Source organism: Pseudomonas fluorescens, from assembly GCF_001307275.1.
Lineage (GTDB): Bacteria > Pseudomonadota > Gammaproteobacteria > Pseudomonadales > Pseudomonadaceae > Aquipseudomonas > Aquipseudomonas fluorescens_AA.
Genome location: NZ_CP012831.1, coordinates 4582743 through 4606372 on the forward strand (window position 1 = coordinate 4582743; position 23630 = coordinate 4606372).

The window sequence follows — 23630 nt, forward strand, 5'->3', positions numbered from 1 at the left end:
GCATCTTCTACGCAACGAGGGAGGCATCCGCCTTCACCGACTTCTGCAACAAAAAACCAGAGATCTTGCTGCCACAGGCGAGTAGGTCGGCGGGGTCCATGCCAGCGGCTTCCGGCGCGGTGATGCTTGGGTTGCTGATACGCGGCAGGATCTTGATCAAGGTCGCCACGTCCATGTTCAACAACTCGACCAGGTGCACACCGCGCAACTCACCGGCCTGTGGTTTGCGCAGGGTGATGCTGTCGATCAAGGTCTTTCCCCGGATGATCGGCGTATCCAGGGTGACGCTGTTGTCATCCTCTGGCGGCAGGGCTGTGAGCGTTTCTTCAGTCTTCATGCAAGTCTCCAAGGTTTAGGGGCAGGTCAGATGCCGAGGGCTCGGCGCTGTTTTTCCAACATGTCGACGCCGTCCACGATTTCTATGAAATTGAGCAGGTCGATTTCGATGATCTCTTCGTTGTCGACGATCAACTTGTAATAGCTGCAGGTGGTGGTGATGCTGTGTTCGGTGTCTTCACCGGGTTGCGCTTCACCCATCTCAATCGACTCATGGCGGCCGCGCATCACGATCTCCACGGCGCTGACGGCCTCGGTGTCGTCCTGCTGAAAAGCGCCGCTGAAGCGCAAGGCAATGCTCGAGGCGTTGACGGCACCGAATTGTTTGAGGGCGATCAGATCCAGGCCGCCGGTCTTCCATTCGAACTGAATACCGTCGTCCGAGAAGCCGAGATCAGACTTGACCGGGCCGTTCATACCGCCGCCGCGATAGCCTTCCATTTTGCGGCCGAGCGGGGGCAGGGTGACGGTCTTGACCACGCCCAAGTAGCTGTTGGCGTCGTTGAACAGATTGAGGTTCTTGAGTTTGCGGGGCATGGCCATGGCAGGGCTCTCCGTTGCGCGGTTCAGCTATTGATCTTGTTGGCGAAGTCCATCAGATAGCGGTCGGTGATGCGCTGGCGCAGCGTGAGGTCTTCCAGCGGTGGGACAGGGGTATAGTCATAATCGAGGAACAGCTTGCCGGCCTTGAGGGTGTTCTTGCCGTTGGCGTCGTCTGGAAACCAGCACTTGCCACCGATCAAATAGCCCGTGCCGATCAGCTCGCGGAACTTGGCATTGACCCCTTCGGTGATGTCGCGCACCAGGGACGCATGCAGCGGCTTATCCACCGCCCACATGTGCGCCTCGGCCATGGTGTCGGCGAGGATCTGTGCCGTGCGGGTGTAGTTCTCGAAGGCGAACAGAGGGTCATTGCTGGTGGTGCGGCTGCCCCAAAAGCGAAAGCCGCCCTCGTTGATGAGCGTGGTGACTTCATGGCTGTTGAGGTAGTTGGCGTCGGTGGCCGGGTTTTGCAGATCCCAGAACACGTCGGCGCTGATGCCGGTCACGCCGTTGACGGCGACGTTGGACAGGGTCTTGTGCCAACCCACTTCCTGATCGATCTTGGCGCGCAAACCCAAGGCGTGGGCCACGGCCGAGGCGGTCACCGTGGCGTTGTTGACGGTGTTCCAATTCTGGAATTCGGGCCAGATGACCATCGCTTCACGGGCGCCGAAATTGGCCCGGTAAGCGGCCACCTCTTCCTTGGTTTTGCAGCCCCAGGCGCTGACGTAGGCGAAGCCGTGTACCTGCTGAGCAATAGACACCAGGGCGGTGGCCACCGGCAGGCTGTCCAGGCCTGGCACACCGAGGATGCGCGGCACCATGCCGACGCGGGCCTTGGCGGCGAGCAGGGCTTTCAGGCCGGTGTATTTGCCTTCGGCGGTGGTGGTGCCGATCAGGGCGCTGGTGGTCTCTTCCTCGGTGGCGCCTTCCTTCACGCGCACGACAATGGTGTAGGGCATGGTCTGGTCGGCAATGGCCTGTAGGCTGGACGCCAGGGTGCCCGTGGTACCGGCTTTACCAATGGCGGTTTGAACGTTGGTTATCAGGACCGGCGTGTCGAAGGGGAAGACGCCTGCATCGGCGTCGTCGGCGGTGCAGACCATGCCGACTACCGCGGTGGGGATGGAGCGAATGGGGCGGGTGCCGTCGTTGAGTTCGATGACCCGCACGCCATGGAGATAATCGGTCATGGGGTGCCTGTGCAGTGTTTGAAATGACACTGTACAGGCTGCCGCGATTGCACCGATTGGGCGAGCCGATGGCCTTGTAGGCAGGGGGGCTACAAGCCTCGGCTAGCCCTTTCGGTCACGGCCCCATTGCTAACGCGGATCGACGATATCCAGCGCACGATTGGCCAGCAGTTCGCTCACCTCAATGACTTGCTGGATACCCATCGCAACATGCCGGCGAGAACCTTCAAGATCGAATGCCAGGTCGCTGATCATGGCATTGGCTGACGCCAGGTTTTCGCTGAGGTTGGCGAGTAGGCTTTCAGTGTCGATGCTTTCGACAACAGTGAAGAGCTGATCCGCTGCTGGTTCTTTCTTGGGTTTGGCCTGTTCCGGCTTCAAATAATAATTAAGCGCCCGCTCAGTGGCTTCGTGGAATTTTTCCGGATCGAGGCTTGAGTAGGAAGAGGTGGGATCTGATTCCGGAGGGTTGGGTGTGACCTTGAACATGGTAACGCTCCTATGAGAAATGGGAGTCGTCACGACCTGTCGCTAAACAGAATGGTGGCGACTGCACGCAGGTTAGCGAACCGGACATAGGCACCCGGCAGACTCGAAGGTCTCCTACATACAGCCGCCATAACGTAATTGCGGTTAGACCCCACAATGATTCATGGTTGCTTATGTGCCTATGGTTCGGGTCGCTAAACCCGATCGCTGATTCTTTTCAGCGACCAGGAAACGATAGAGCCCGGCCTCAAGGCGCACAAGCGGGCGGATTCTGGCTTAGTTGTAGGCAAAGGCGCAAGGTAACGTAGCCTTGGGACTGGGATGTGGTATTTCCGAGTATGTAGCTGTAGGGCTCGATACCTACCACCGTGTGAACATTAAACAGATCGGTGTTATTGGTTCTGCACAGCCACCCATGTCGGTGGCGAAGGGCGATGTTCCGAGCTGGGAAAACCGGGTGCTACGGGCCAGTCTCGCGGGGCCTGGACATAGTTCAGCAGCTCTGTTGATTGCTCGTCCGTGAGGGTTGTTGGCCTGGCGGAATCCACCTCGTCACGGTGGCGTTCGCGCAGCCAGCGCACACTGTCGATTTCAGCGTCTCGCCACAGGCGCTCAATGGCTGCCAATTGCTCCAGCGTTAATGGAGCTGGATCGATCAGAATCGGCAAACCCATGGCGTCATGGCTACGCACTTTGCCTGGGGTGGGATTGCCGATCACCTGCTCATAGCATTCGTCTGAGATCTCCACTGCGTCTAACGGAATGTCCTGATGAAGACCAACAATGTAGCTGGTTCCAGTGCTCTTACTGTATTTGCGCATGTTCATCTCCCTAGGCAAATAAATTCGAAGAAGACCTGCACGTCTGGTGCCTTAAGGCCTGAGCTGCTGAGCGATCTTGCCTGCAAGACGACACCGCTGAGAGAGTGGTTATAGCGATTTATGGAGACCGCATTGGCGGAGGAAGTTGATATCGAGCAGCCAAAGTAGCTATTGGGAAAGGCTATTGGCAGGTTTACATGAACTTCATCTGCACCCTCAGGGATCACATTCCGCGTCCACTGAATGATGAGACCACCGAGCCAAGATGGAAAAATGATGTAGCCGTTTGAATGAAGGGCGGTGGCGAAGCCCCATCGCATTGTTTTCGGAGATACCGCCACGGTATCAAGCTTCCCGGCATCTACTTCTGACTGGGTAGCCAATCGTCTGGGCGCATCGTTTTGCGTCACTTGCCGAAATGTCAGTGCTGTGGTGTTCAACTCAATGACGTCGTCTGTAGTCAGCTGCCAGATCGTATCGGCTTGGACAGTGCCTTGCTCAACGGACACAACGAGTGCCGAGGTGACTTTGGCGCCGCTGTCGGCATCCGGGGCTCGTCGCCAAGCTCCTGTAGAGGCTATGTAGAGGCCGTTTTCCTTGGCCGACTTTTGATCTTTTACCAGCACTCGGTCGCCTGCAACCACTGTCTCGCCATCAACTTTCTGAAGGCCCGTCAGCTTGATATTGGTCGTGGTGGCTAGGCGGGCTGACTGCTTATGATCGAGCTTGTACAGCTCTTCTTGGATCTTGTTATCCACATACTCGCGAGTCGCAAGCACTACCGAAGGATCGATCTTCAGCTGAATATTCGCGGTCCCAGTGGTGATGATGTGCATCCGCACGACCTGGTTACGACCGGTGCCTTGTGTCAGCAGAGGTTTGTAACTGGGGGCCGCATTCCCAACGGCGCAAAACACGCCGTCTTTGTCTTCAAGCGCCAACTCGCGCACCCACCAGCCGCCCACGTCAGGCGGCAGAACCACCTCAGCGATCAGAATGTTTGGGTCCGTCGGGGAAACACGCAGCTGATTAAGTTGGGCGCGGTAGACCTGGTTGATCAATTTTGTTTGCGTCGGGCTTGGCACTGGTCGGTGCCGTTGGCGTCACCGATCAGCATGTACTTCGGTTCCCAAGGAATGCCGAGGGCATCGCAATTGGTTTTCTTGGCAGCGCCAAGCGCGGTCAACATGCCGCCGAAAAGCGTTTTCTCATTCACCATGGGGATACACATCCAGTTCGTCGAGGGTGTAAATGCTCATGTTGCTGTAGGCCTGGATGTCCACGTTGATATCGGGATTGCTCCAGGGGTACACATCGATTTCATCGCCGTCGTAAAGCGCGATGCCGATGAAAATGTTCAGTTGGGTTTGCAGAATGATGTCGAGGCCGATCAGGTGTCGGGTCAGAGGCTTGGCGTCATCGATGAGCCATACCAGCTCCTGGTACATCGCTTCGGTGATACCGCTTTCGAGTACGCCTATTTTCAGCGTGAAGGTTGCCCGAGGGCCTTCAGGTTCGGTCTGCCACCACTCCACGATGTCGATCAAATACCCCAACGGCTCGACGACACGGCGCAGCGAGCCGAGGGTGCCTTTGCGCGAGTGGATGTAGTACGCGCTGCGGATGGCGGCACGTTTGGCCGCTTCGCTCCACTGACTGTCCCAGCGATCTACGGAGAAGGCCCAGGCCAGATAGGGCAGCAGCGGTAATGGGCAAAGATCAGGGTTGTACAAAGTGCGCAGCGGGATAGGGACACGTTGGATTTGGGCCAGTGCCTGTGCAGCTTGCCGCTCCAGCGGCGTCGAATTGCTCGGGAGCAGCGGCATGTCGGCCATTATTCAACGCCCCATGCCAGATCAATGTCTGTGCAATACGGGGCCTCGTAAGGTGTGGCGACGATATCGATCCAATCCTGCAGCACGACTTTGCGCACGCCCTCGACATGCAGCGAGGCGTGAATGATCGATTCAGACACTTCCAGGCCCAAGCGACGTCGCTGGTGCACGAAGCTGAATAGCTTCGCGTTTGCTGCCGTCATACTCAGCTCGTTTTCAGGTCCGAAGGATGACGGGAACAGTTTGGCCTTGACTTGGTAAGGGATGATCTTGGCGCTTTGCACGGTCAATCGGTCGCCTACAGGGCGTCGGTCGTCGTCACTGAGATAGGTTTTGACGGCGGCGAGCAGGGCGGGTGGAGCGGTGCCGTCGCCGAGTATCGATTGCACCGTTACCACCGCTTCAGCCGGCAATGGGCTCTCGGCAGTGGCATCAGCGACTTGCCCGTGAGCCGACCGGGCATGAAAGATGTAGCTGTTGCGCGGGCCCGCGGTGCTCAGTCCTTCCCACGCCATCTGCGCCCGTTCTCGCAGACTGTCGTCACTCTCCATCTGCAACGGAATCGGTGGTATGACGGACGGCTTGGCAGCCTGAATGACCAAGCGCCTGACGTTGTAGTTGGCGGCCAGGTTGTCCAGGTCGGTGCCTCTGGCGAGGGCGAGCATATTTGCCGAAGAGGCTTCATTGACACGTTGACGCCAGATCATTTCGCGGTAGGCATTCTCCTGGAGCAGTTTGGTCAACGGCTCCGATTCCAGGTTGAGGCGCGCAGCGATCTCGGCGCGCTCTTCGACGGGCCATAGGCTGATGGCGTAGGCCTTGCGCTCGGCGAGGATCTGCTCGTAATCGATCTGTTCGACCACCTGTGGCGCTGGAAGCTGGCTCAGATCGATGGCAACAAACGAACTCACGCGCTCCCCCCTAAGTGCAGGGGCACACTCAAACTCAGCGGCTGATTGCTATCGACAATACTGCCTTCGATGTCCAGTGACGCCTGGCCTTGCAACGTGGTGCCTAGAAACTGCACGCGGCTGAGGCTGATGCGCGGCTCCCAGCGCATCAGTGCGATAACCGTGGCGGCGTACACCTGTAAGCGGGTGATGTCGTTGAATGGATGGTCCACCAGGTCGGGTAGGAGGCTGCCGTATTCGCGGCGCATCACACGGGTGCCGAGGCGGGTGCTGAGGATGTCGCTCATGGATTGAGCGATGCTTTCTTCGGAGGAGAGGGAAGCCCCGGTGTGTCGGTTCATTCCGGATTCTCCGTCTTGCCGCCACCAGACATGACACCGCCATGTAGATGTTTGACTAGGCTGATGCCGGCCGCCACCACGTCCGCCGAGACGGAGACCTCACCGGTGATGGTCTGGTTGCCGGTCTGGGTGTAGTTGCCCTTGTGTGTGATGTCGCCGACTAGATTGATGCCGCCGGGGCTGGTCAGGGTGGTGGTGCCGCCATCGGTGAGGGCGGCGTTGAGGTGGTGGGCGATGCTGTCGTACTCAATCACCGTGCCGTCGCGGTAGGTGTAACGGTGCAGGCCTTCGCGGTCGCCGTTGGCTGGGATGTGGTCGCTGAATAGGCCTGTCAGGACGACGCCGTTGGCGAGTTGGCCGGAGGGGCTGAAGAGAAGGACCTGCTCGTTTTCTGTCGGAGGATTCCACTCGCGGTCTGCGCCGGCTCGTAGGGCGATCCAAGGTAGCCAGGTCGTGGTGAGGCTTCCGGTTTTTACTCGCACGCGTGGGGGCTTCATCTGGACGGCGGCTATGGTGCCGTAGCGGATGAGGTTTTCGATTAGGCGGGCGAGGGCGGGTAGGTCGTTCATGGCGCCGATGGTGGCGCCAACTCCAGAGAAGGTGCAGCTCTGTAGGCTTGTGAGGTTAGAGCCTACAGATGTGCAAGCGATCAGAGTTCAGCGGGGCAGGGAAAGCAGAAACTCGTCAGTGATTTCGAATAAGTAGTCAGTCGGGTCGCTGCCTTTTTCTTTCATATGCAACATTTTGCATATTTGCTCATCATCGAGAATGATAATAAGCTTCCCAATCTCACGCATCGCCCCCTGCGCCATTTTTATTGCGCTTTCATGTGCGCCTTTCCGCGTAATCATGATGGCGACTTTTCGTAGGCCTTTTTCAAGAAGGTATTTTTCAGTTGTTAGGACTTGGCCTTGTTTGATAGGTTTGGAGTAGTTTTTGAATTCGAAAAGAATATATCTGCTGTGCAGATGCTGAAGAACAAAATTCCAAAATTCAGTCGATGGTTTTATTCTGCACACAAAATCAAAACGATTTAGGTCATCCTCGGTTTTTTGCTGTTTTTTCCAACCTGTCAAATGATCCTTGAAGAGGTATTCAAGTATTTCCCTGCATTTTGTTTCATAATCATTCCACGCTGGCTTTCCGGGTTTTATTGCTCGTAACTCTTTGCATAGAATCGTGCCAGTGGTGTCTACCGATGGAGGTGTCGTATGTTCGGTGGCTTGGAGAGAGCTAATGTCTGCTGCTAAATCGTAGAACTGATCGACGGCAATTGATAAGTCGTCTGGGTTGATTTCAAATAGTGCATGTAGGTCTTCCGTTATTTCCGGGGAGTTAGAGGCTAGGTGCAAAAGGAGCTGCCTATCTAGAACTACGACCCTATATTCTCGTTTGAGATATTCTCTCTGTGCCTCCGTAATGATGCACGAGACGATCAGCATGCCCGATAATTTCGGATTCTTATCCAATTCTTGGCGTATTTGTTGTGCGGCATTACTAAGAAGTTTTAGTTGTGCTCTGTGTGTTTTGTAGTATTTGACCTCTACTGCCCAGATCTTGCTGTTTTGCTTTATAAAAAAGTCGGCGTGTGACGGGGTTTTAGTAAGTAGTGCGAAACCGCTGTGCGTAAGTAATGTGGAGATTGTTTTTTCAAAATTACGAGCTGCTCCGATTAAATCATTCATTTCTTGAGATGCTCTCTCTGACATTTATATCGGTTAACGTTTTAGCATGCTCCATTGCTATGTCCTTCCTTGCTTTCGGTTTGAGTGGATCCACACTGTGTGACTTTCAGCTTCTGGGATGCTGTTGAAAATGTTTCGTTGCCGCATAGATTTTAGTGATTTGCTGCATCATACCGCGTTTTGATGGCTTCTATCGTTGCATCGTCGGCCTGCCAAAATTGATACTCAAGATCAGACCTGAGTCCATTCTTGCGTTTTGTCCAGCTTGTAACTTGACGTCGGAGGACCGTTTTCAAGGTGTCGCCGACCCATACGGCGTGGACGTGATTAGACCCTGTCCAGCCATCGACACCGTCCTTGCGATACCAGGCAATAAAGCCGGTGTTGGTCAGCTCCTTAAGTAAACGCTTTATTTGGGTTTCGTCGAGGCATCGGGTGCTCAGATCTACTGCTCCCGTGTATGCGACTCCATCGATGGCTGAATCGGTACCATGAACATTGCTTGCAGCCGGTGCTGGGTTCCATGCCTGTGTTATTCGTGCGCTTAGCCCCAGTTTGTTGAGACCAGTGAGTGCATTTGGGTAAAGCCCTTCCGGGTGAGGCTTCCTTAGCTTGCAACTTGGGTCTGGAAGCCAGGGATAGTCGTCAGCCCAGGTTTGTAGAGGGGGGAGTATGAATAAAAAACATAAATAAACGAATCTAATTTTCATGGTGGGATTTCTCTTGGTAAGAGAAGTAAGGTACGGCGGTCGGTACAAGGACCGCCGAAATTTATTTGTACATTATGCTCTTCTAATATTCCGAGCTTTTATTACCAGTCGCTTGCGATTTTGCGGGACTGATTCCAGTCATTGATGCAGCGCATTACGCCAGGTATACTCCGATAATCCTCGTCGAGAGATGTGCTGATTGACATGTTGTTGATTGCAGGTAGCATTCCTTTTCCCGCTTCCTCCTTTGAATACAGTCGATCGACCGACGCGGTTAAGTAGTAGGGCTGGTTACCTATAGATTGGATAAAGCCTACTTGATTTTGACTCAGTGATGTATGACAGGCGGCAGAGGATACATCTCTTAGTCCAATGTAGTCGGAGGCATTAGCGATCCTAAGGTTTGTATTCCTGTCGCTGATTTTAATGGTGGGAGATAGGACCTTTTCATGCTCTCCTGTGGTAAGAAGCTTTAGAAAAAAAGTATCAAGGGTCGGAGTGGTAGGTGTAATCATGTCAGCGAGTAGTTTAAATGTCAGATCTCGCTGCGGGTTTTCAACTGTATAACCTAAACACTGCTGCAAAACTTTGGGGGTTATCATGTCTCTGTGATTTTCTAATATATATGCTTCTTGGAGTCGGCGCATGTCAAGAGTATTTAATTTCCCTTGGTATGAGTTTCTCAAGAATCTGCATTCGCTGCTAATTATGCCATAATCCCCCGCCTTGAAGACTATACCATTTTTGCTGCGGTAATTAAGAATTGCTTCATTAACTCCTGAAGGACCATCCAGAGAGAGGTTCATGATGGCTTCCTGGTTTTTTCCATCTAATAACGATTTTCTTGTGTTAAGGAAGAGATCCATTAATCGATAGTTCTGCGACCCAATTGTTGCGTATAAGGTTAGCTTGGTTTGGTTTTGGCCACCGGGCAATTTAAATCCGACGGTTTGATTGTCGTCAGGGCTTGCTGCGCTCGCTAGCGCGCTATCAAGAGAGTTTGCAATATCCTTGGTTATTGGCAATCCGACAAGTGCTCCAGCGGGCGAGGCGGCGGTAATAAGAGGGGTTGCAAAATGGAGCGCATTTTCTAATGTTTTTACCTCTTCGTCAGCTACATATATTAGATTGAATTTATGTTGATTCTCAGCTTTAGAGAAAAGGATGTAGCTAGTAAGGTCTCTCTCTATTAAAAAATCTTTCCTACATCCGCGTGTTTTTTGGTTGTACTCCACCTTTAGTATTGGCAGGGAGTCGTAAGTGAGAACTACTAGAGTTTTGCCGTTGGCTCCAATTACATTTCTTGAAAGTGCATACAAGAAATTATCATTGCACATTCCTATTAGGTTTTGGGTGGATGTTGTAGTTCTTACATAGGTTTCATCTTCTATTTGTTGGGTGTCGCTTAGCTCTGATGAAAGTGTGACTTGTTCCTTTTTGTCAAACCATCCAGAGAAGGCAACCGAAGGAAAAATGCATAAACTGACTGTGATGGCTGCTACCGTTCGCTTCATATCGAGTCTCATCCGTTAATCGTGATGGAGCAGCAATGGCCTATTGCTACTGATGCTATAGACGAGTCTGGGGATATAGGCAAGGCACCGACACAGCGTTGAGTTAGGAAATTTACGAGCAAGCTGTCGAACGTGCTGAATGTAGCCTCGCAACCTGATCCGAGCCTCCACAAATCAGATCTGCCTTCCGACATTAGGCGTGTGTCGTTCTGTTATACGAAATGATCCAACAGAGTGCGGTGGATTCGATCCAGATCAGTATCCGTAAAACCTAGGATTTCTCTTTTCTCGTACCTCACGTCTGCCGCACCGGGTTTGGCACGATCCTTCAATCCATACTGATGTACACGAGCAATACGAGCGATACGGCCTGTAAATCCAATTCCTATCGCATTTCCATTTCCCTGTACCTTCAAAAAGCTGGCTGTTCGAAGCTTCTGAAACATCCGAACCTTCTGCTTCGTTCGCCCTTGCTTTCCTCGTAGGTTGCGCTGTTTACGAAGTGCGTACTTGCTGCCGTCTGGATTTTTCTGTGCGAGGATACGTTGCTGCTGGCTGCGTCTCAGAGCTTGGCCGATGCTACGAGCCAGTTTAGTGCGCGAGTCGGGCTCAAGCTGACCCAGTAGACCTCCGGCCCATTCCTCCAGCGCTTCCAGTCGACTCGTCACTTCGGTACGACCCATTCGTTGCTGGCGCTTTGAGCGCCGGGTACCCACGCTGGGTCGAGAAACACGGCAGTGCGTTGAGGTTCGCCGGGGTGGCGGATAGTTGTCTTTCCGTCGGCGTCCTTTCTCACAATCACTCGCTCAGTCAGCGGCAAGGTCAGGCTGAGGTCCACCTTGCTGTTGTCCAGAATGTCGGCTTCGAACTGGATGCCCTCGGTGGACTTGTCCAGGTTCTCAAGTAGATCGGCTTGATTCAATTTCAACCACCCCAGTACCGGCAACATCACACTGTCGGGATGTCCGGCGAAATCGGTGAGGATGACCTGCAGATCAAAGCTGTACTCGAAGGACAAGCTGGCAGCGGCGGTGCAGCGGATTTTGCCGTTATCGATGAAAATCAGCAGTCGGTCGGGGTTGTGCTTGAGTTCGCCAATGGTGGCGAGCAGGTGAGTACGCAGGCTTTCAGGTTTGTTCATGAGGTAGGTCTTGTAAAGGGCATCAGTCCCATAGATGCACCATCCACCGCTGCGGTGCGGCCGTCTGGGCTTCGGGCATTTGCACGGCAAGGCCTTGGGGCAGCATCGGCCCGTAGTCGGCCAGGCCGGGGTTAGCTTGGAGTACCGCCTCGGTCACGCCTGCTGTGCGGCCGTAGTGACGCCAGCAAAGGGAATCGACGGTGTCGTTTTGGTGAGCGCGGACGGTGACCTTCATCAGATCAACTCCACTGTGGTGCGATTGACGCCGAGAAAGTCACGCACCGCCCAACGCAAGTCGCGGCGGTAGTCGTCGATGTTTGGCGTAAGTTCTTCTGCGTTCTGGTGGCCGCTGTTTGTGGAGTCATAGGAGCGGTAGCGCTCGCAAACTTCAGCGCCTGTAGCGGCCTCGATGGCGCGGCGGTAGAGGTGTACCAGGACCAGTACGTCGTTGATTCGCTCGCCGGGCATGTCGACAAGTTTCGTATAGCCGGCAGCTTGTTGGGTGGTGCGCCATTCGCTTAGCTCGCGGTTGACGCTGATGGCGGCGGCAACCGCGGCGGTTTCCAGGCGTGGCGGGGTGACGCTGGCGTCGATCCGCAGCGTGGCACGCAACTGATCCAAGTTGATTGTGGGCCAGAAGGCATCGGTGTTGATATGGCCGCTGGCGACGGTGCCGCCGGCTATAAATCCGCTCATGGAACAGCCCTCAAAGATAGGTCGCCGGTGGTCGGGGCATCACGTTCAGGCGGATCTGCCTGGCCGATCCGCCCCGAGCCGGCGGGGTGCGTGGGGACGCTCGATTAGCCGGCAGGGCCGGCACGTTTGTTGAGCAGGCGTTCGGCCCGTTCCAGATCTTTCTTGCCCCCGCAGGCGTCGTGCAGGGCGATGGCTTTTTTCAGCAGATCCACACCGGCCTGCAACTGGCCGGGTTGGCCCTTGGCTTCTTCGGTGATTTCGTCCAGCGTGGCGCGGCCCATGGCGAGAAACAGCTTGGCGCGGGCCTGGTCGGGCATGTCTTCGGCGTCGGTGAGTTCGGCGGTGCGATGAAGGATCGCCAAGTCGAATGGTTCGCCGATTTTCTGAGCCTTGAAGGCCGCTGTGGCGACCTCTTCAGCGACCAGGCATCCCAACGTGCGGGCGAAGCGGTCCGGCATGACCATCCTGTACTTCAGCACATAGGTCGCGATGTCGAGGCCGCCGCTGAAGTCGCCGGCATCGAAGCGCCAGACCATGACGGTGGTCATTACTTCGTCCTGAGCGCCTTTGCCACCTTCCAGCACACCTTGCACGTAGGATTCGTAGCTTGGCAGTAGCTGGCGTTTGAGTTCGGCCTTGCTCTGGTTGGACTGGACCTGTTTCAGGCGCAGGCGGTCTTGCAGCAGCTGATTTAACTGATGCTCGTACGCCGTGGCGCCGGCCATGGTTTGGGTAGGGTCTGTAGCCGCCGCTTCGACGGCAGCCGTTACACGTTCAAAATGGTGACGACAGGGGTTGGTCATGGTGGCCGCCTCAGCTCAGGATGATGTTTTCGGCCAGGGCGGCGCAGCCCAGGTCTTCGATGACGTAGCTTTCGTTGACCGACTCGAAGTTTTCGATGCGGTCGCGCTTGGCGTTGTCGACGACGGTGCGGCGGCGGGTGCCTTCCTGCCAGTACAGCGACAGGTTGTCGAGGCGAGTGACCATCAGGCCGCTGGCCGGGAAGTGTGGTACGCGCACGGCCGGCAGGTTGCCAAGGCGCTTTTGACTGGTGACGATGTCGGCAGCCAACACTTCAGTTGGTGCCTGCACAGTGTTGATGATGGGGAAGTACTTGTCGGCCAGCAGTTGGCGACCACAAATCACCACTAGCTCGGTGTCTTCCTGATACCAGGGTTCGATGAACTCGTTGACCATGCTGACGACCAGGGCGTCGATGTTTGCGAAGTCCTTGTTGGCACCGATTTCGATTTTACCGCTGCCGTCTTTCACTTCGGTCATGACCCGGGCAGGGTTTTCCTCCCGCATCTTTTGCAGCCAGCCGATGTTCACGTCTTGCAGCAGTTTGTTGATGGTTGGATTGGATGTCGCGGCGCGGCTGATACCGTTCCAACCGATCATGATTCGGTTGAGGGCCTGGGCCTTGATGATGGCGTCGCGAATGCGCGCTTGGAAGTCTTTGAACTTGGCCCACTGGTCCAGCTTCTGGTAGCGAATACCAGTGTCGAAGTTGGTTTGGGTGCAGTTGTACCCGCGGTCGTCCAGGCCGCTCGGATCGCGTGGTTCACGGTCTTTGACAGTGGTGTCGGTGGTGCTGGCAATGGTGCCGTCGATGCTGATCCCGATCTTCTCCCCCGACTGTTCCGAAACGCCGTAAATGTTGATGGCGCTGAGAAAGGCGCTGGATTCTTGGATGCGGGTTTCCAGCGTCTGGGCAACGCTCGGGTCTGCGGTGAATTTGGTGGTGACGTCAGCCACACCATGCAGTTGCGCCAGTTGCTGCAGGTAGGCGTTGAACAGTACTCGGGTGTCGTTACGCATGTTGATCGTCCTTGATGAGTCAGCAGTCGGTCATGACCTGGTTACCGCCGCCGGAGACCTGCGGGCGCGTTTTCTGGTTGGGGTCCTGTGTGGTGGAGAGCTGGTTTTTCAGCTCGGTCAGTTCGGTGCTGACCTGATCGAGTCGGGTTTGTAGCCCCTTGGAGAACTGCTTCTCGGCGGCCAGTTGGTCGGGCAAATCCTTGACGTGTTCGGCGATGGCTTCGACTGCTTCGCCTATCTGGGTGAACTCGCTGTCGTCCTTGGCCTGTTTGCCGGTCAAGAGGGTTTGCACCTTGGTGAAGAGCTGGGCGCCAATGCTCGGCTTCTCTTCGAACTCTTCAAATTTCAGCTCGGTCTCGACCGCTTCGGTGAACATGGAGGTTTCCGAATAGTGACGATCCTGGAAGGGGCTGGATTCGGGTTTCTGCGCTGAGAACGCCAGGACGTCGGTGCCCAGGCTGGCGGGTGAATCGGTCACAGCGAGGCCGACAATGTAGGCCTCACCTGTGTCGGCAAAGCTCTCGTCGATTTCGATGGAGGTGTAGATCTTCTGCTTGGCCTTGTTCATGGCGATCAGGTCGTTGGTAGGTTCGACCTTCGCGAACAGAGCCAACTTCTTTTGGCCGTTGACGTCCACCTCTTCGGCTTTTACTGCCAGTACGTCGCCGTAGGCCTTGAAGGGGCTGTCGGGCAGCAGGCTACGGAAATGTTCCAGCCAGATACGGGCGCCGTAGGTGGACGGGTTGAAGTTCTTGGCGGCCTGTTCCAGCCAACTGCGTTTGATGGTGCGCTTGTCCGAGGTGGCGCCTTCGATGGCGACGCGGAACCAGTTGCTGCGGTACTTCTTCATGCCGGGGATTCTCAGTGCGTTGCAATGAGGGGCATGGTCAGCATGGGCGCGAGCGGCGGCAACGGGGTGGGGCTGTAGCCGGGGAGGGTACAAGGGACGGCGCTATTGAGTCGCCGCTGTAGGCGGCAGCATCTCGGCATGACGACCGCCTTGCTGCCCATCGATCCCCGACGCCAATCCAAGTTCCTGTACTGGATGGGTTGGCGCGTCTGCGAGATCGCCGAAGCGACGGGCGAGAAGGAGAAAACGCTACACAGCTGGAAGGCCCGCGACAAGTGGGACCGGGCTGACAACGTCGAGCGCATCGGCGGCGCCCTGGAAGCGCGCTTGGTGCAGTTGATCCTCAAGGACAATAAGACGGGCGGCGATTTCAAGGAGATCGACCTGCTGCACCGCCAGCTTGAACGCCAGGCCCGTATTCAGCGCTTCCAGGGCGGCGGTACCGAAACCGACCTTAACCCGAACCTCGCCAAGCGCAACGAGGGGCCGAAGAAAAAATCCCCGAAAAACGACATCAGCGAAGATCAGATCGAGCTGCTGCGCGAGGCCTTCATCGACGGCTGTTTCGATTACCAGAAAGACTGGTACCGGGCCGGCAACCAACGCACCCGCGTCATCCTCAAGAGCCGGCAGATCGGTGCCACGTACTACTTCGCCCGCGAGGCGTTCATCGACGCCCTGGACACCGGTCGCAACCAGATTTTTCTGTCGGCCTCGAAGAACCAAGCCTACCTGTTCCGTGGCTACATTCAGGCCTTCGCCCGGGAGGTCATCGGCGTCGAGCTGACCGGTGACCCGATTGTATTGCCCAACGGCGCCGAGCTGTTTTTCCTCGGGACCAACGCCCGCACCGCCCAGGGCTACCACGGCAATTTCTACTTCGATGAGTTCTTCTGGACGTTCAAGTTCGAGGAGTTGAACAAGGTCGCCTCGGGCATGGCGATGCACAAGAAGTGGCGCAAAACCTATTTCTCGACCCCTTCGAGTATGGTCCACGAGGCGTACACCTTCTGGACGGGTGAGCGCTTCAACAAGGGCAAGCCGGCCGCGCAGCACACCAAGGTTGATGTGACCCATGGCGCGCTCCAGCAGGGGCGGTTCTGCGAGGACCGGCTGTGGCGCCAGATTGTCACCATCCTCGACGCGGAGCGGGGCGGCTGCGACCTGTTCGACATCGAAGAGCTGCGCCGGGAGTACAGCCCCGAGGCGTTCGCCAATCTGCTGATGTGCGAGTTCGTCGATGACGGCGCGAGCACCTTCCCGCTGTCGGTGTTGCAGTCCTGCATGGTCGATAGCTGGGTGGAGTGGGCCGAGGACTACAAGCCGTTCGCCATGCGCCCGTTCGGCGACCGTCAGGTGTGGGTCGGGTACGACCCGGCCGAGACGGGCGACTGTTCCGGCCTGGTGGTGGTCGCACCACCAATGGTGCCGGGCGGCAAGTTCCGCGTGCTCGAGCGCCACCAGTTTCGCGGCATGGACTTCGCCGCCCAGGCCGCCGCCATCAAGGGCGTGTGCGACCGCTACTGGGTGACCTATATCGGCATCGACGTCACCGGCCTGGGTAGCGGCGTGGCTCAGCTGGTGCGCCAGTTCTTCCCGGCGGTGACCACCTTCAGCTACTCGCCTGAGGTGAAAACCCGCCTGGTGCTCAAGGCCTACGACGTGATCCACAAGGGGCGGCTGGAGTTCGACGCCGGCTGGACCGACATGGCCCAGTCGCTCATGGCGATTCGCAAAACCATCACCGCAGGCGGTCGCCAGTTCACCTACACCGCCGGCCGCAACGACAACACCGGCCACGCCGACCTGGCCTGGGCGCTCTTCCACGCATTGCAGAACGAACCGCTCGAAGGGCAGACCGCTGCCAATACCGGGCGGATGGAGATTTACTGATGACCGAACAACTTGCCAGCCAGGAACTTTTGCCCGCCGCCCTCGATGTCGCGAGTGCGGGTACCCAGGTGTTTAGCTTCGGAGAGCCGACGCCGGTGCTGGGTGAGCGAGAGGTGTTCGATTACCTGGAGTGTTGGTTCAACGGGCGGTGGTATGAGCCGCCGCTGTCGCTCAACGGCCTGGCCCGGTCGGTGGGTGCGAGCGTGCATCTGCATTCGGGGTTGATGTTCAAGCGCAACCTGTTGAGTAAAACGTTTATCCCGCATCCGATGCTGTCTCGGGCAGCTTTTGAACAGTTCGCCCTGGACTTCCTTTGCCTGGGCAATGGGTATCTGGAGAAACGTCGTTCGGTGCTAGGCAGCACGCGGCAACTGGTGCCGTCGTTGGCGAAGTACATGCGGGTTGGGCCGGAGGGGCAGTTTTACCAGGTGCAGGGGTGGAAGAATGAGCATGCGTTTGAGCCTGGCAGCATCTTCCACTTGCGCGAGGCGGATTTGCACCAGGAGATTTATGGGTTGCCGGAGTGGGTCAGTGCTTTGCAGTCGGCGCTGTTGAACGAGTCGGCGACGTTGTTCCGGCGCAAGTATTACGAGAATGGTAGTCACGCCGGTTTCATCTTGTACATGACCGATGCAGCCCAGACCGAGGCGGATATCGACGCTTTGCGCAAAGCGCTGAAGGAGTCCAAGGGGCCGGGGAATTTTCGGAACCTGTTTGTCTATTCGCCGACTGGCAAGAAGGATGGGATTCAGCTAATCCCTGTCAGCGAGGTAGCGGCCAAAGACGAATTCAATTCGATCAAAAATCAGACCCGTGATGATGTGCTGGCAAGTCTGCGGATTCCACCACAGTTGATGGGGATAGTGCCGCAAAACGCTGGGGGATTCGGGTCACTTAGAGAGGCGACTGATATATGGGTTTCAAACGAGTTAGCACCAATTCAATCAAGAATGATGCAGGGGAACGAATGGTTAGGGGATGAAATAATAAGATTTTGTTAAGGAGTGTTGGGAGATGCCTCTATTTTAGTTTCAGTAATGCACTTCCAATCATGCATAGCATCAGAATGGCCGTGGCAACCCCGGTTAATGTGGTTAGCGGCTTCTTGTCAATGTTTAAGTGGGGGAGTACGACTTTCTTGAACTTATTGATCCTAACCATCAACCAGGCAGCGGTGTAGGCCAGCAGATACATCCAAAGCCAGATAGAGGTCATAAGGCTGGAGATGAAAAAGACACCTTCAGGAAATAGATAGGTGACCATTGTTTCTAATGGTGTGTCGAACTCAAACGTATTAGCGTCCGTATAATGCCCTGACGAAAAATCAAAATCTTTGACGACCTGTACGCCCATTGTCATCTCAGTGGGACTAAACCAAATCCTCAACGAGTCAGCTAGGCTCAAGAAAAACTGATCTGAAAGAGAAAATTTGAATATTGAAATGCCGATGTAATACAGCGAAATTGAGCAACTTAGATCCGCAATGGCCGCCAAGAGAAAAGACTTTTTCCCTTTCGCTACGGTCGTCCTATAGATTTTTCTCGTTATACTAATCGATAGGAAATCAATGAGTAAAACCACGAAAAATGCTAGAGTCGCAAGGCTTCTCAGGTTCGGCGTTTGCGCTATCATGTAGAGCGCATTTTTAAATTCTGGGAAGGTGTATCCATAGTTAAGCATAAAGCATGCCCCCCAAATAGAAGTCAGAATCACGCTGACGCCGAAGGAGCGAAGGGAGAGAATTTGTTTGCCAAATAGCGTGTTGTTCAAGCTCAAATATATTTCTAAAACCTTGCGTGTCCCTTTCCGAAAATCCCCCACCAATAAATGATGCCCTATCTTTGCGCGAGTCGTTTCTGAGATCGTCTCTTCGAAGATGGCTATGGCTGCGTGAAATCCCACTATTGTGGTAAGCACAATGAACAGAGAACCAGGAAGGGCCTGCAGGTGTTCGAGCATTTTTTACCATTGGTGTGGACTATGGGGGTAGCTATCAAAACACAATCATCAGAAAAATTACCCATCATTTTCAATCTGTTTGGAAGAAAATTTTCTGACAAGGTCTAGTGTTTGTGCAAGCGAGCACGTTACTGAGGGCTTGATACGCATTGCAAGCTATGAGCTGAAACTGTGGCGTCTTAGCCCATGCGATCACAAAAATGCAAAGCCGCTGGGCTGATTGTTGCCGGTCTTGGCAGGGGGGGAATCGGCCAGAAACGGATCCCGGGTGAGCTTCTGGCCGAATGCAGGCGTCATCTTAGAGCGATGCCAGTAAATTCAATATATTGAAGATCGCCTTAATGTCGAAGACGGCGCCGGATACCTGCCTCTGTATCTTGCTTTTCCGCCTCATACTCATAGGTCTCCACCATGGTCATCAGAAGAGAGGATGAAACAAACGGATGGGAAAATTCTAGAGCCTCTGCCCATCTGCGATATTTGGCTGCGAGCTCTCTCTCCTGAGCTCCGCCTTCGCCGCGAAAGTGTGCACCACGGGCGTTGTAAAGTCCTGTATGAGCGCCGCGCGATATTTCCTCGGATTCTAAGTCCTCCATCACATCACGAACGGCCTCGTTGGGCCACACCCCATCTTTACCTTCCGAGGCGCTAGCCAATAGCTTACCGAGGCAAATATCGCCGATGGCCGCGCGGTCGAGTTCGGAGCAAAGCCTACGGACGATAGAGACCCATTCGGCCAACCTCTTACGAAACGAATCTTCGGTAGCCTCATTCTGTCCGGGTAGATGTTCTAATGCCTCAAGCAGGTGATAACCCCTGATTGCCAAGTGTTCGTGTCCTTCCCCAATGCGAAATTCTGGAGGGTCTTCACTAGGAGTTTTGCGCTTGTACGTCCAGACGATCGCCTGAACGAACATTTCTGGGTGATCTTCTACATAGCGTTCGAGGTTTGGGATCTGGTGTCCATCACCACCACGCAGGGAGCGGGCCAGTACATCAATGTAAGCAAACTCCAATCTTGCCTTATCTTCGAACGGTACGTCAGGATTCTGATTTAGTAGCTTGAAGGCTTGTTGAATGTCATAAGCGTGAAGCTGATATTCGCCTTCTTTATCTTTACTGTCTTGTTCTTGTATTTCTGAAAGCATCTCAACAAGAAGCTCGGGCCGCACCTCATCAAGTTTGAAATGAACTGCCGAAAAGGCAGCGCGTGGTCGTTTTGCGTCAAGTAGGCGCCAGACACTTTCGTTGTTCTGGTCTGCTGCATTACAAATGTACTCCGGCGTGACATCTCTCCAGTAGTTAGAGCGCGCTTCAGTTGATAGCAAATCTACGAGTGTCCAAGTCGCTTTACGATAAGGTGAAGAAATTAGTATAATAAGCGCTTCTTGTTCAGACAGCTTATTGCGTAGACTCAAAAAGAGTGCTTTGTGTTGCTCTACATCGAGTGCGCCCAAAGCGCCAGTTGCTATGCTGCTTCGGCGAGCGTTCTCACTACCCTCGGTGTTGGTCAGGCACTGGAGTATAAGGTCTTCAAGCTGGTCTGCATTCAGGATTCCACGCGCTAGATACCAGCCGATTTGTCGTTGTGAGTGTCCCTTCATAGCAAGGTTGAAAACTCCTTGCAGACCATTGTTTGCGATGATCTCAGTCAGGGCCTCGGATCGGAGCTTTTCGATCCGGCGTTCTCTCGCCTGAAAGTCGAGTTCTATATCTGAGAGTTCATCTGCCGACTCCTCGACCCATCCCTGACGGAATAGCCATTCGTACTTGTTCACGACATCGGTCGGCTCCATCGAAGCGTAAACAGCCTTAGCGGTTTTCGAGAGTATGGCTTGTCCACCTTCGCCTACTTTCTTTCGAGCTCGTCGTGAGAGCACGGTTACGCGTATTTTATCGCGTACGCGGGCGATGTCGGTGTCACTCGCTCCGGCCTTACGCCATTCGTCGATGATCTTCCAGACGCTCTCTTGATCCTCGACCGATAGTGCGTGGAGCCTCGCAATGAGATCGCAAATCATATCAGCTGTATAGAGAGGCATGGTCAGGGCCATTTGGACCATCTCGCGGACAAAGATATTGATGGGTTCCCATGTGCTGAAAGGCTCACCGTAGCCGTATCCGTCTGGCCTCCATTTAGGCTTATGCGTGTAATCTCCGACGCGGCTGCCAAAGTCACCAAACTGTTGCAAGCAAATTTTCCAGCCTACCGCTTGATGCTTATCCAACAACATCCGAATGGCTTTCAATCGTGCGTTGTGGTCAGCAGCCGTCTGCGGCATCCATGCTCTGAAGATCGAGCCTAATGAGACAATCGGTTTATTCCCCCAGTTATCGTCAATTTTAACTTCGGAGAGCCGCCCTAAAATTTTGACGACCCGAGGGAAAGTAGAGGGATTCCACGCTAACCCCTCAAGTGCCCAGAGAAGGCCCGTGCGTTTAGGTGAGCCAAGAAGTCCTGTGGGCACTGGCCGTAGAAGCCCCAGAGAGCATGGTGTCTCTAGCCTGAGGTCGCGCTCCAGGATGCTTAAGAATTCTTTTGGGGCCGCTTCAGCATAAAGAGGAAGGTCACGGTCGTTAGCTTCCAACTTTCTGGTCTCAAGCGGTTCGAGAAGCTCTCGCACTAAATTGGCAGCGGCAAATTCACCATCAAAGCCGAGACGCTTCCCGAAGAGATGCTTTCCGTGGACTGCAAGCAAAACCAACGTTTCTGAAATGCCTTCGCGAAGCGCCGAAGAAAACTCTCGCTTCTTGCCATGGACAGCCGCAGCCCACCGATCTTTTTCCGGAAGATCAAGAGCAGGGTCGTCCTCGCCTAGAACCGTCTTTGCGATGTCAAAGAAATGGTTTAGGTCTCCTTGGGTGAAGGCGCCTGCAATAGCAAATAAAGAATCAATCTTGGAGATCACTCCGCGATAGTTTCCGAGCGACCATACAGGCGAATCGTTCAACTGCAGCAGTTCTTGTACTCGCCTCTCTAGCGCATCAAAGGAAAGGTCACCGGCGAGTAAAGAAAGAGCTTTCTGGTCTGCCTCATTTCGTGTATCCCACGTACCTAAAAGCACGAATGGGACAAGATTTGAGGAGGCTTGGTTATTGGCTGCCCATTCTGGCGTTCGGATCGCCGGGATCGTCGAGAGCCTACGCCGTAGCACGGTGAGCGAACGCCCTGAGTCATTGGCTAGCCTGGTTATCTCGTCGCGAGATTTACCCATCGCCTCAAGCGCCTTGTTGAAAAGCTCGTAGCTGAGGGGCTCTAAAACGATCGTAGGATTGGCATTCGCAGCATTACGCGGGTAAATTACTACTGTGCGCAACGACCCACTATAGGCTCCAAACTCCCGCTCAACATCCCGCGTGTGTGCTACTGCGATGAAATTAGTTGCACTCTGGGCGAGTTGGGGGAGGACGCCAGCTTCGTCGAACACGAGTACCCGGTCCTTATGCTCGCTCAGCTCTGGTTCGCTGAATATCTGGCTCAGGAATGCAACGGCTTCTTCTATTGAGTCTGCCGTGATAATGAGTGGCTCTGAGTTATCCTTTGATAAGAACGACTTAATTCGGCTGCGCCAAACATCGTTCGCCGTGCTGAAGAGCGACGGATGAAGAGGGGGCTCCGCAATATTTGCCCAGTCACTCCAGCACTTTTCAAGAGTTCGCACTCCGCTTGATGGGCGTGCAGTTTGGTTTGCAAACCATGTCTGTGCTGCAATGGATGTTTCCATCCACTGTTCGAGATCACTAACGTCGTAGGCTCGTACATCCTTCCAAAGCTTTTTTGCCTTCATAGCACTGATCCACGCAGCTTTTCCGGACCAGCGCCGAGGTGTAACAAACACGAACGTGATGTTTTCTCGTTCTACTTTCTTTACGGCCTTGACGCTTTTCGCGAAATCGCCGTCGGCTTTTCCTTTGATGTCAGCGTTGACCCCGAACTCCCAGCCCGATGCTCCGGAAGGAATCCATGGTGTTCCTGAAAAGGTTTCAATATAACCGTCCCAGCCGGGGCGCTCCGCGTCGTCATGCCCGGGAAAGTCTACCCTCTCCAGATTCTGGCCTGTCGAATTGACGAGAATACGAAGCAGGACTGACAGACGGGTGCGTGCCAGTATTGTGGTCGAGAACCAGCTAACGATGTCATTAGCTTGAATTCCCAAAAACGGCGTCACATAGGCACGCGCACTTGCGGCGGCACTGCCAGCTCTTCCGATATGTGAATCGAAGGAGTTCTGAAGATCGAGAATATCGATAGCTGACACGCCAAAAGCTCGCTCCAGTCGTGCGGCCATATCAGGGGTAGCCGATACTTTTTCATTAAGAAAGTTCGAAACTCCAGGGCGGCTTATGCCGATTAGCTTCGCCGCTTCGGTCACGGTGAGTTTGCGGGGGTTGAGGATGTTTTCACGGACCCAAGATCCGGGATGCAAGGGGGCGGTTTGCTTATCCATCTTAGGTCTCACTATGTCGTAGTGTGTAAGGCTACACCTTACAGTCTCTAATGGAGGCGTTGCAATACGACTGGAGTTTCACCATTTCTATTGGAGGCGATGCCGTGTGAAAGGCTCTGGCTCAACCGTTGCGAGGTGGTGAGCTCAATGACTGGGGCGTCGACCAAATTCTGTTTTTTAAAATTTTCCGACGAGTGGGCGAAAATTTAATGTAGGCAATCGCCTTTAAATTGATAAGCGTTGAAGGGGGGAAAGAATTTCGACGACGGGTTTTTTTGCCCGTAAATTTTCCGGAATTAGGTATTCTGAGGAGTTGTTGCCCTGGCGCGGGCGGTCATCCCCCCACCACGCCTGCGGGCTAAATAGGTCTTTTTTTCTTCATGGCTGTGCCTTGCTTAGCACAAGTGTGGCTGAGCATTCGGCTGGTGGAATGTGGGGAGTATA

At 54.7% G+C, this 23630-nt stretch carries 25 protein-coding genes; 2 read left to right on the forward strand and 23 right to left on the reverse strand.

What is annotated here, in order from left to right; genetic code table 11:
- Positions 1-7: 7 nt before the first annotated feature.
- From AO356_RS20555 to AO356_RS20645, 21 genes are all read right to left on the reverse strand, one after another.
- Entirely contained in the window at positions 8-337 is a 330-nt protein-coding gene (locus AO356_RS20555) for a phage tail assembly protein (protein ID WP_060741291.1), read from the reverse strand.
- 26 nt (positions 338-363) lie between these two features.
- Positions 364-879, reverse strand: a complete 516-nt coding sequence (locus AO356_RS20560) for a phage major tail tube protein (protein ID WP_060741292.1) — start codon at positions 877-879, stop codon at positions 364-366.
- 23 nt (positions 880-902) lie between these two features.
- Positions 903-2072 (reverse strand): phage tail sheath protein, encoded by a 1170-nt coding sequence (locus tag AO356_RS20565; RefSeq protein WP_060741293.1) that lies wholly within the window; start codon positions 2070-2072, stop codon positions 903-905.
- A 129-nt stretch (positions 2073-2201) separates the two neighbouring features.
- Positions 2202-2561, reverse strand: coding sequence for a DUF6124 family protein (locus AO356_RS20570; RefSeq protein WP_060741294.1), 360 nt, complete (start codon positions 2559-2561; stop codon positions 2202-2204).
- A gap of 392 nt (positions 2562-2953) precedes the next feature.
- Positions 2954-3382, reverse strand: a complete 429-nt coding sequence (locus AO356_RS20575) for a hypothetical protein (RefSeq protein WP_060741295.1) — start codon at positions 3380-3382, stop codon at positions 2954-2956.
- 2 nt (positions 3383-3384) lie between these two features.
- Positions 3385-4443 carry a phage tail protein gene (locus AO356_RS33110; RefSeq protein ID WP_060741296.1) on the reverse strand — a complete coding sequence of 353 codons (1059 nt, stop codon included), beginning with the start codon at positions 4441-4443 and terminating at the stop codon, positions 3385-3387.
- Positions 4440-4601, reverse strand: a complete 162-nt coding sequence (locus AO356_RS33115) for a hypothetical protein (RefSeq protein ID WP_237140764.1) — start codon at positions 4599-4601, stop codon at positions 4440-4442. Before AO356_RS33115 ends, AO356_RS33110 begins: the two co-directional genes overlap by 4 nt.
- Positions 4591-5217, reverse strand: a complete 627-nt coding sequence (locus AO356_RS20585; RefSeq protein WP_060741297.1) for a phage tail protein I — start codon at positions 5215-5217, stop codon at positions 4591-4593. The genes AO356_RS33115 and AO356_RS20585 overlap by 11 nt, the downstream gene beginning before the upstream one ends.
- Complete coding sequence (locus AO356_RS20590; RefSeq protein ID WP_060741298.1) at positions 5217-6128, reverse strand: baseplate J/gp47 family protein; 912 nt, start codon at positions 6126-6128, stop codon at positions 5217-5219. Before AO356_RS20590 ends, AO356_RS20585 begins: the two co-directional genes overlap by 1 nt.
- Entirely contained in the window at positions 6125-6469 is a 345-nt protein-coding gene (locus AO356_RS20595; protein WP_060741299.1) for a GPW/gp25 family protein, read from the reverse strand. Before AO356_RS20595 ends, AO356_RS20590 begins: the two co-directional genes overlap by 4 nt.
- Complete coding sequence (locus AO356_RS20600) at positions 6466-7038, reverse strand: phage baseplate assembly protein V (RefSeq protein ID WP_060741300.1); 573 nt, start codon at positions 7036-7038, stop codon at positions 6466-6468. The genes AO356_RS20595 and AO356_RS20600 overlap by 4 nt, the downstream gene beginning before the upstream one ends.
- 87 nt (positions 7039-7125) lie before the next feature.
- A complete protein-coding gene (locus AO356_RS20605; RefSeq protein WP_152032437.1) occupies positions 7126-8154 on the reverse strand; it encodes a restriction endonuclease in 1029 nt (342 codons plus the stop codon).
- A gap of 152 nt (positions 8155-8306) precedes the next feature.
- Positions 8307-8864 (reverse strand): hypothetical protein, encoded by a 558-nt coding sequence (locus AO356_RS32625; protein WP_152032438.1) that lies wholly within the window; start codon positions 8862-8864, stop codon positions 8307-8309.
- A 101-nt stretch (positions 8865-8965) separates the two neighbouring features.
- Entirely contained in the window at positions 8966-10378 is a 1413-nt protein-coding gene (locus tag AO356_RS32630; protein ID WP_152032439.1) for a hypothetical protein, read from the reverse strand.
- 212 nt (positions 10379-10590) lie between these two features.
- Entirely contained in the window at positions 10591-11046 is a 456-nt protein-coding gene (locus tag AO356_RS20615; RefSeq protein WP_060743160.1) for a phage virion morphogenesis protein, read from the reverse strand.
- Entirely contained in the window at positions 11043-11519 is a 477-nt protein-coding gene (locus AO356_RS20620) for a phage tail protein (RefSeq protein ID WP_060741303.1), read from the reverse strand. Before AO356_RS20620 ends, AO356_RS20615 begins: the two co-directional genes overlap by 4 nt.
- A 22-nt stretch (positions 11520-11541) precedes the next feature.
- On the reverse strand, positions 11542-11754 hold the full coding sequence (locus tag AO356_RS20625) for a tail protein X (RefSeq protein ID WP_060741304.1): 213 nt from the start codon (positions 11752-11754) through the stop codon (positions 11542-11544).
- Complete coding sequence (locus AO356_RS20630; RefSeq protein ID WP_060741305.1) at positions 11754-12215, reverse strand: head completion/stabilization protein; 462 nt, start codon at positions 12213-12215, stop codon at positions 11754-11756. Before AO356_RS20630 ends, AO356_RS20625 begins: the two co-directional genes overlap by 1 nt.
- Positions 12216-12319: 104 nt before the next feature.
- On the reverse strand, positions 12320-13018 hold the full coding sequence (gene gpM, locus AO356_RS20635; RefSeq protein ID WP_060741306.1) for a phage terminase small subunit: 699 nt from the start codon (positions 13016-13018) through the stop codon (positions 12320-12322).
- A 10-nt stretch (positions 13019-13028) separates the two neighbouring features.
- On the reverse strand, positions 13029-14036 hold the full coding sequence (locus AO356_RS20640; RefSeq protein WP_060741307.1) for a phage major capsid protein, P2 family: 1008 nt from the start codon (positions 14034-14036) through the stop codon (positions 13029-13031).
- Between the two features lie 19 nt (positions 14037-14055).
- Positions 14056-14886, reverse strand: coding sequence for a GPO family capsid scaffolding protein (locus AO356_RS20645; protein WP_060741308.1), 831 nt, complete (start codon positions 14884-14886; stop codon positions 14056-14058).
- Positions 14887-15024: 138 nt separating this feature from the next.
- On the opposite strand from AO356_RS20645, the gene AO356_RS20650 reads away from it, so the two are divergent.
- The gene (locus AO356_RS20650) at positions 15025-16779 is read left to right on the forward strand and encodes a terminase ATPase subunit family protein (protein WP_060741309.1); all 1755 of its coding nucleotides are present in this window, start codon (positions 15025-15027) and stop codon (positions 16777-16779) included.
- Complete coding sequence (locus AO356_RS20655) at positions 16779-17780, forward strand: phage portal protein (protein ID WP_060741310.1); 1002 nt, start codon at positions 16779-16781, stop codon at positions 17778-17780. The genes AO356_RS20650 and AO356_RS20655 overlap by 1 nt, the downstream gene beginning before the upstream one ends.
- Before the next feature lie 19 nt (positions 17781-17799).
- On the opposite strand, the gene AO356_RS20660 is transcribed toward AO356_RS20655, so the two are convergent.
- Together AO356_RS20660 and AO356_RS20665 are read right to left on the reverse strand one after the other, a co-directional pair.
- Positions 17800-18738 carry a hypothetical protein gene (locus AO356_RS20660; RefSeq protein ID WP_060741311.1) on the reverse strand — a complete coding sequence of 313 codons (939 nt, stop codon included), beginning with the start codon at positions 18736-18738 and terminating at the stop codon, positions 17800-17802.
- A gap of 338 nt (positions 18739-19076) precedes the next feature.
- Positions 19077-23186 carry a HigA family addiction module antitoxin gene (locus AO356_RS20665; RefSeq protein WP_203225757.1) on the reverse strand — a complete coding sequence of 1370 codons (4110 nt, stop codon included), beginning with the start codon at positions 23184-23186 and terminating at the stop codon, positions 19077-19079.
- Between the last annotated feature and the right edge of the window lie 444 nt (positions 23187-23630).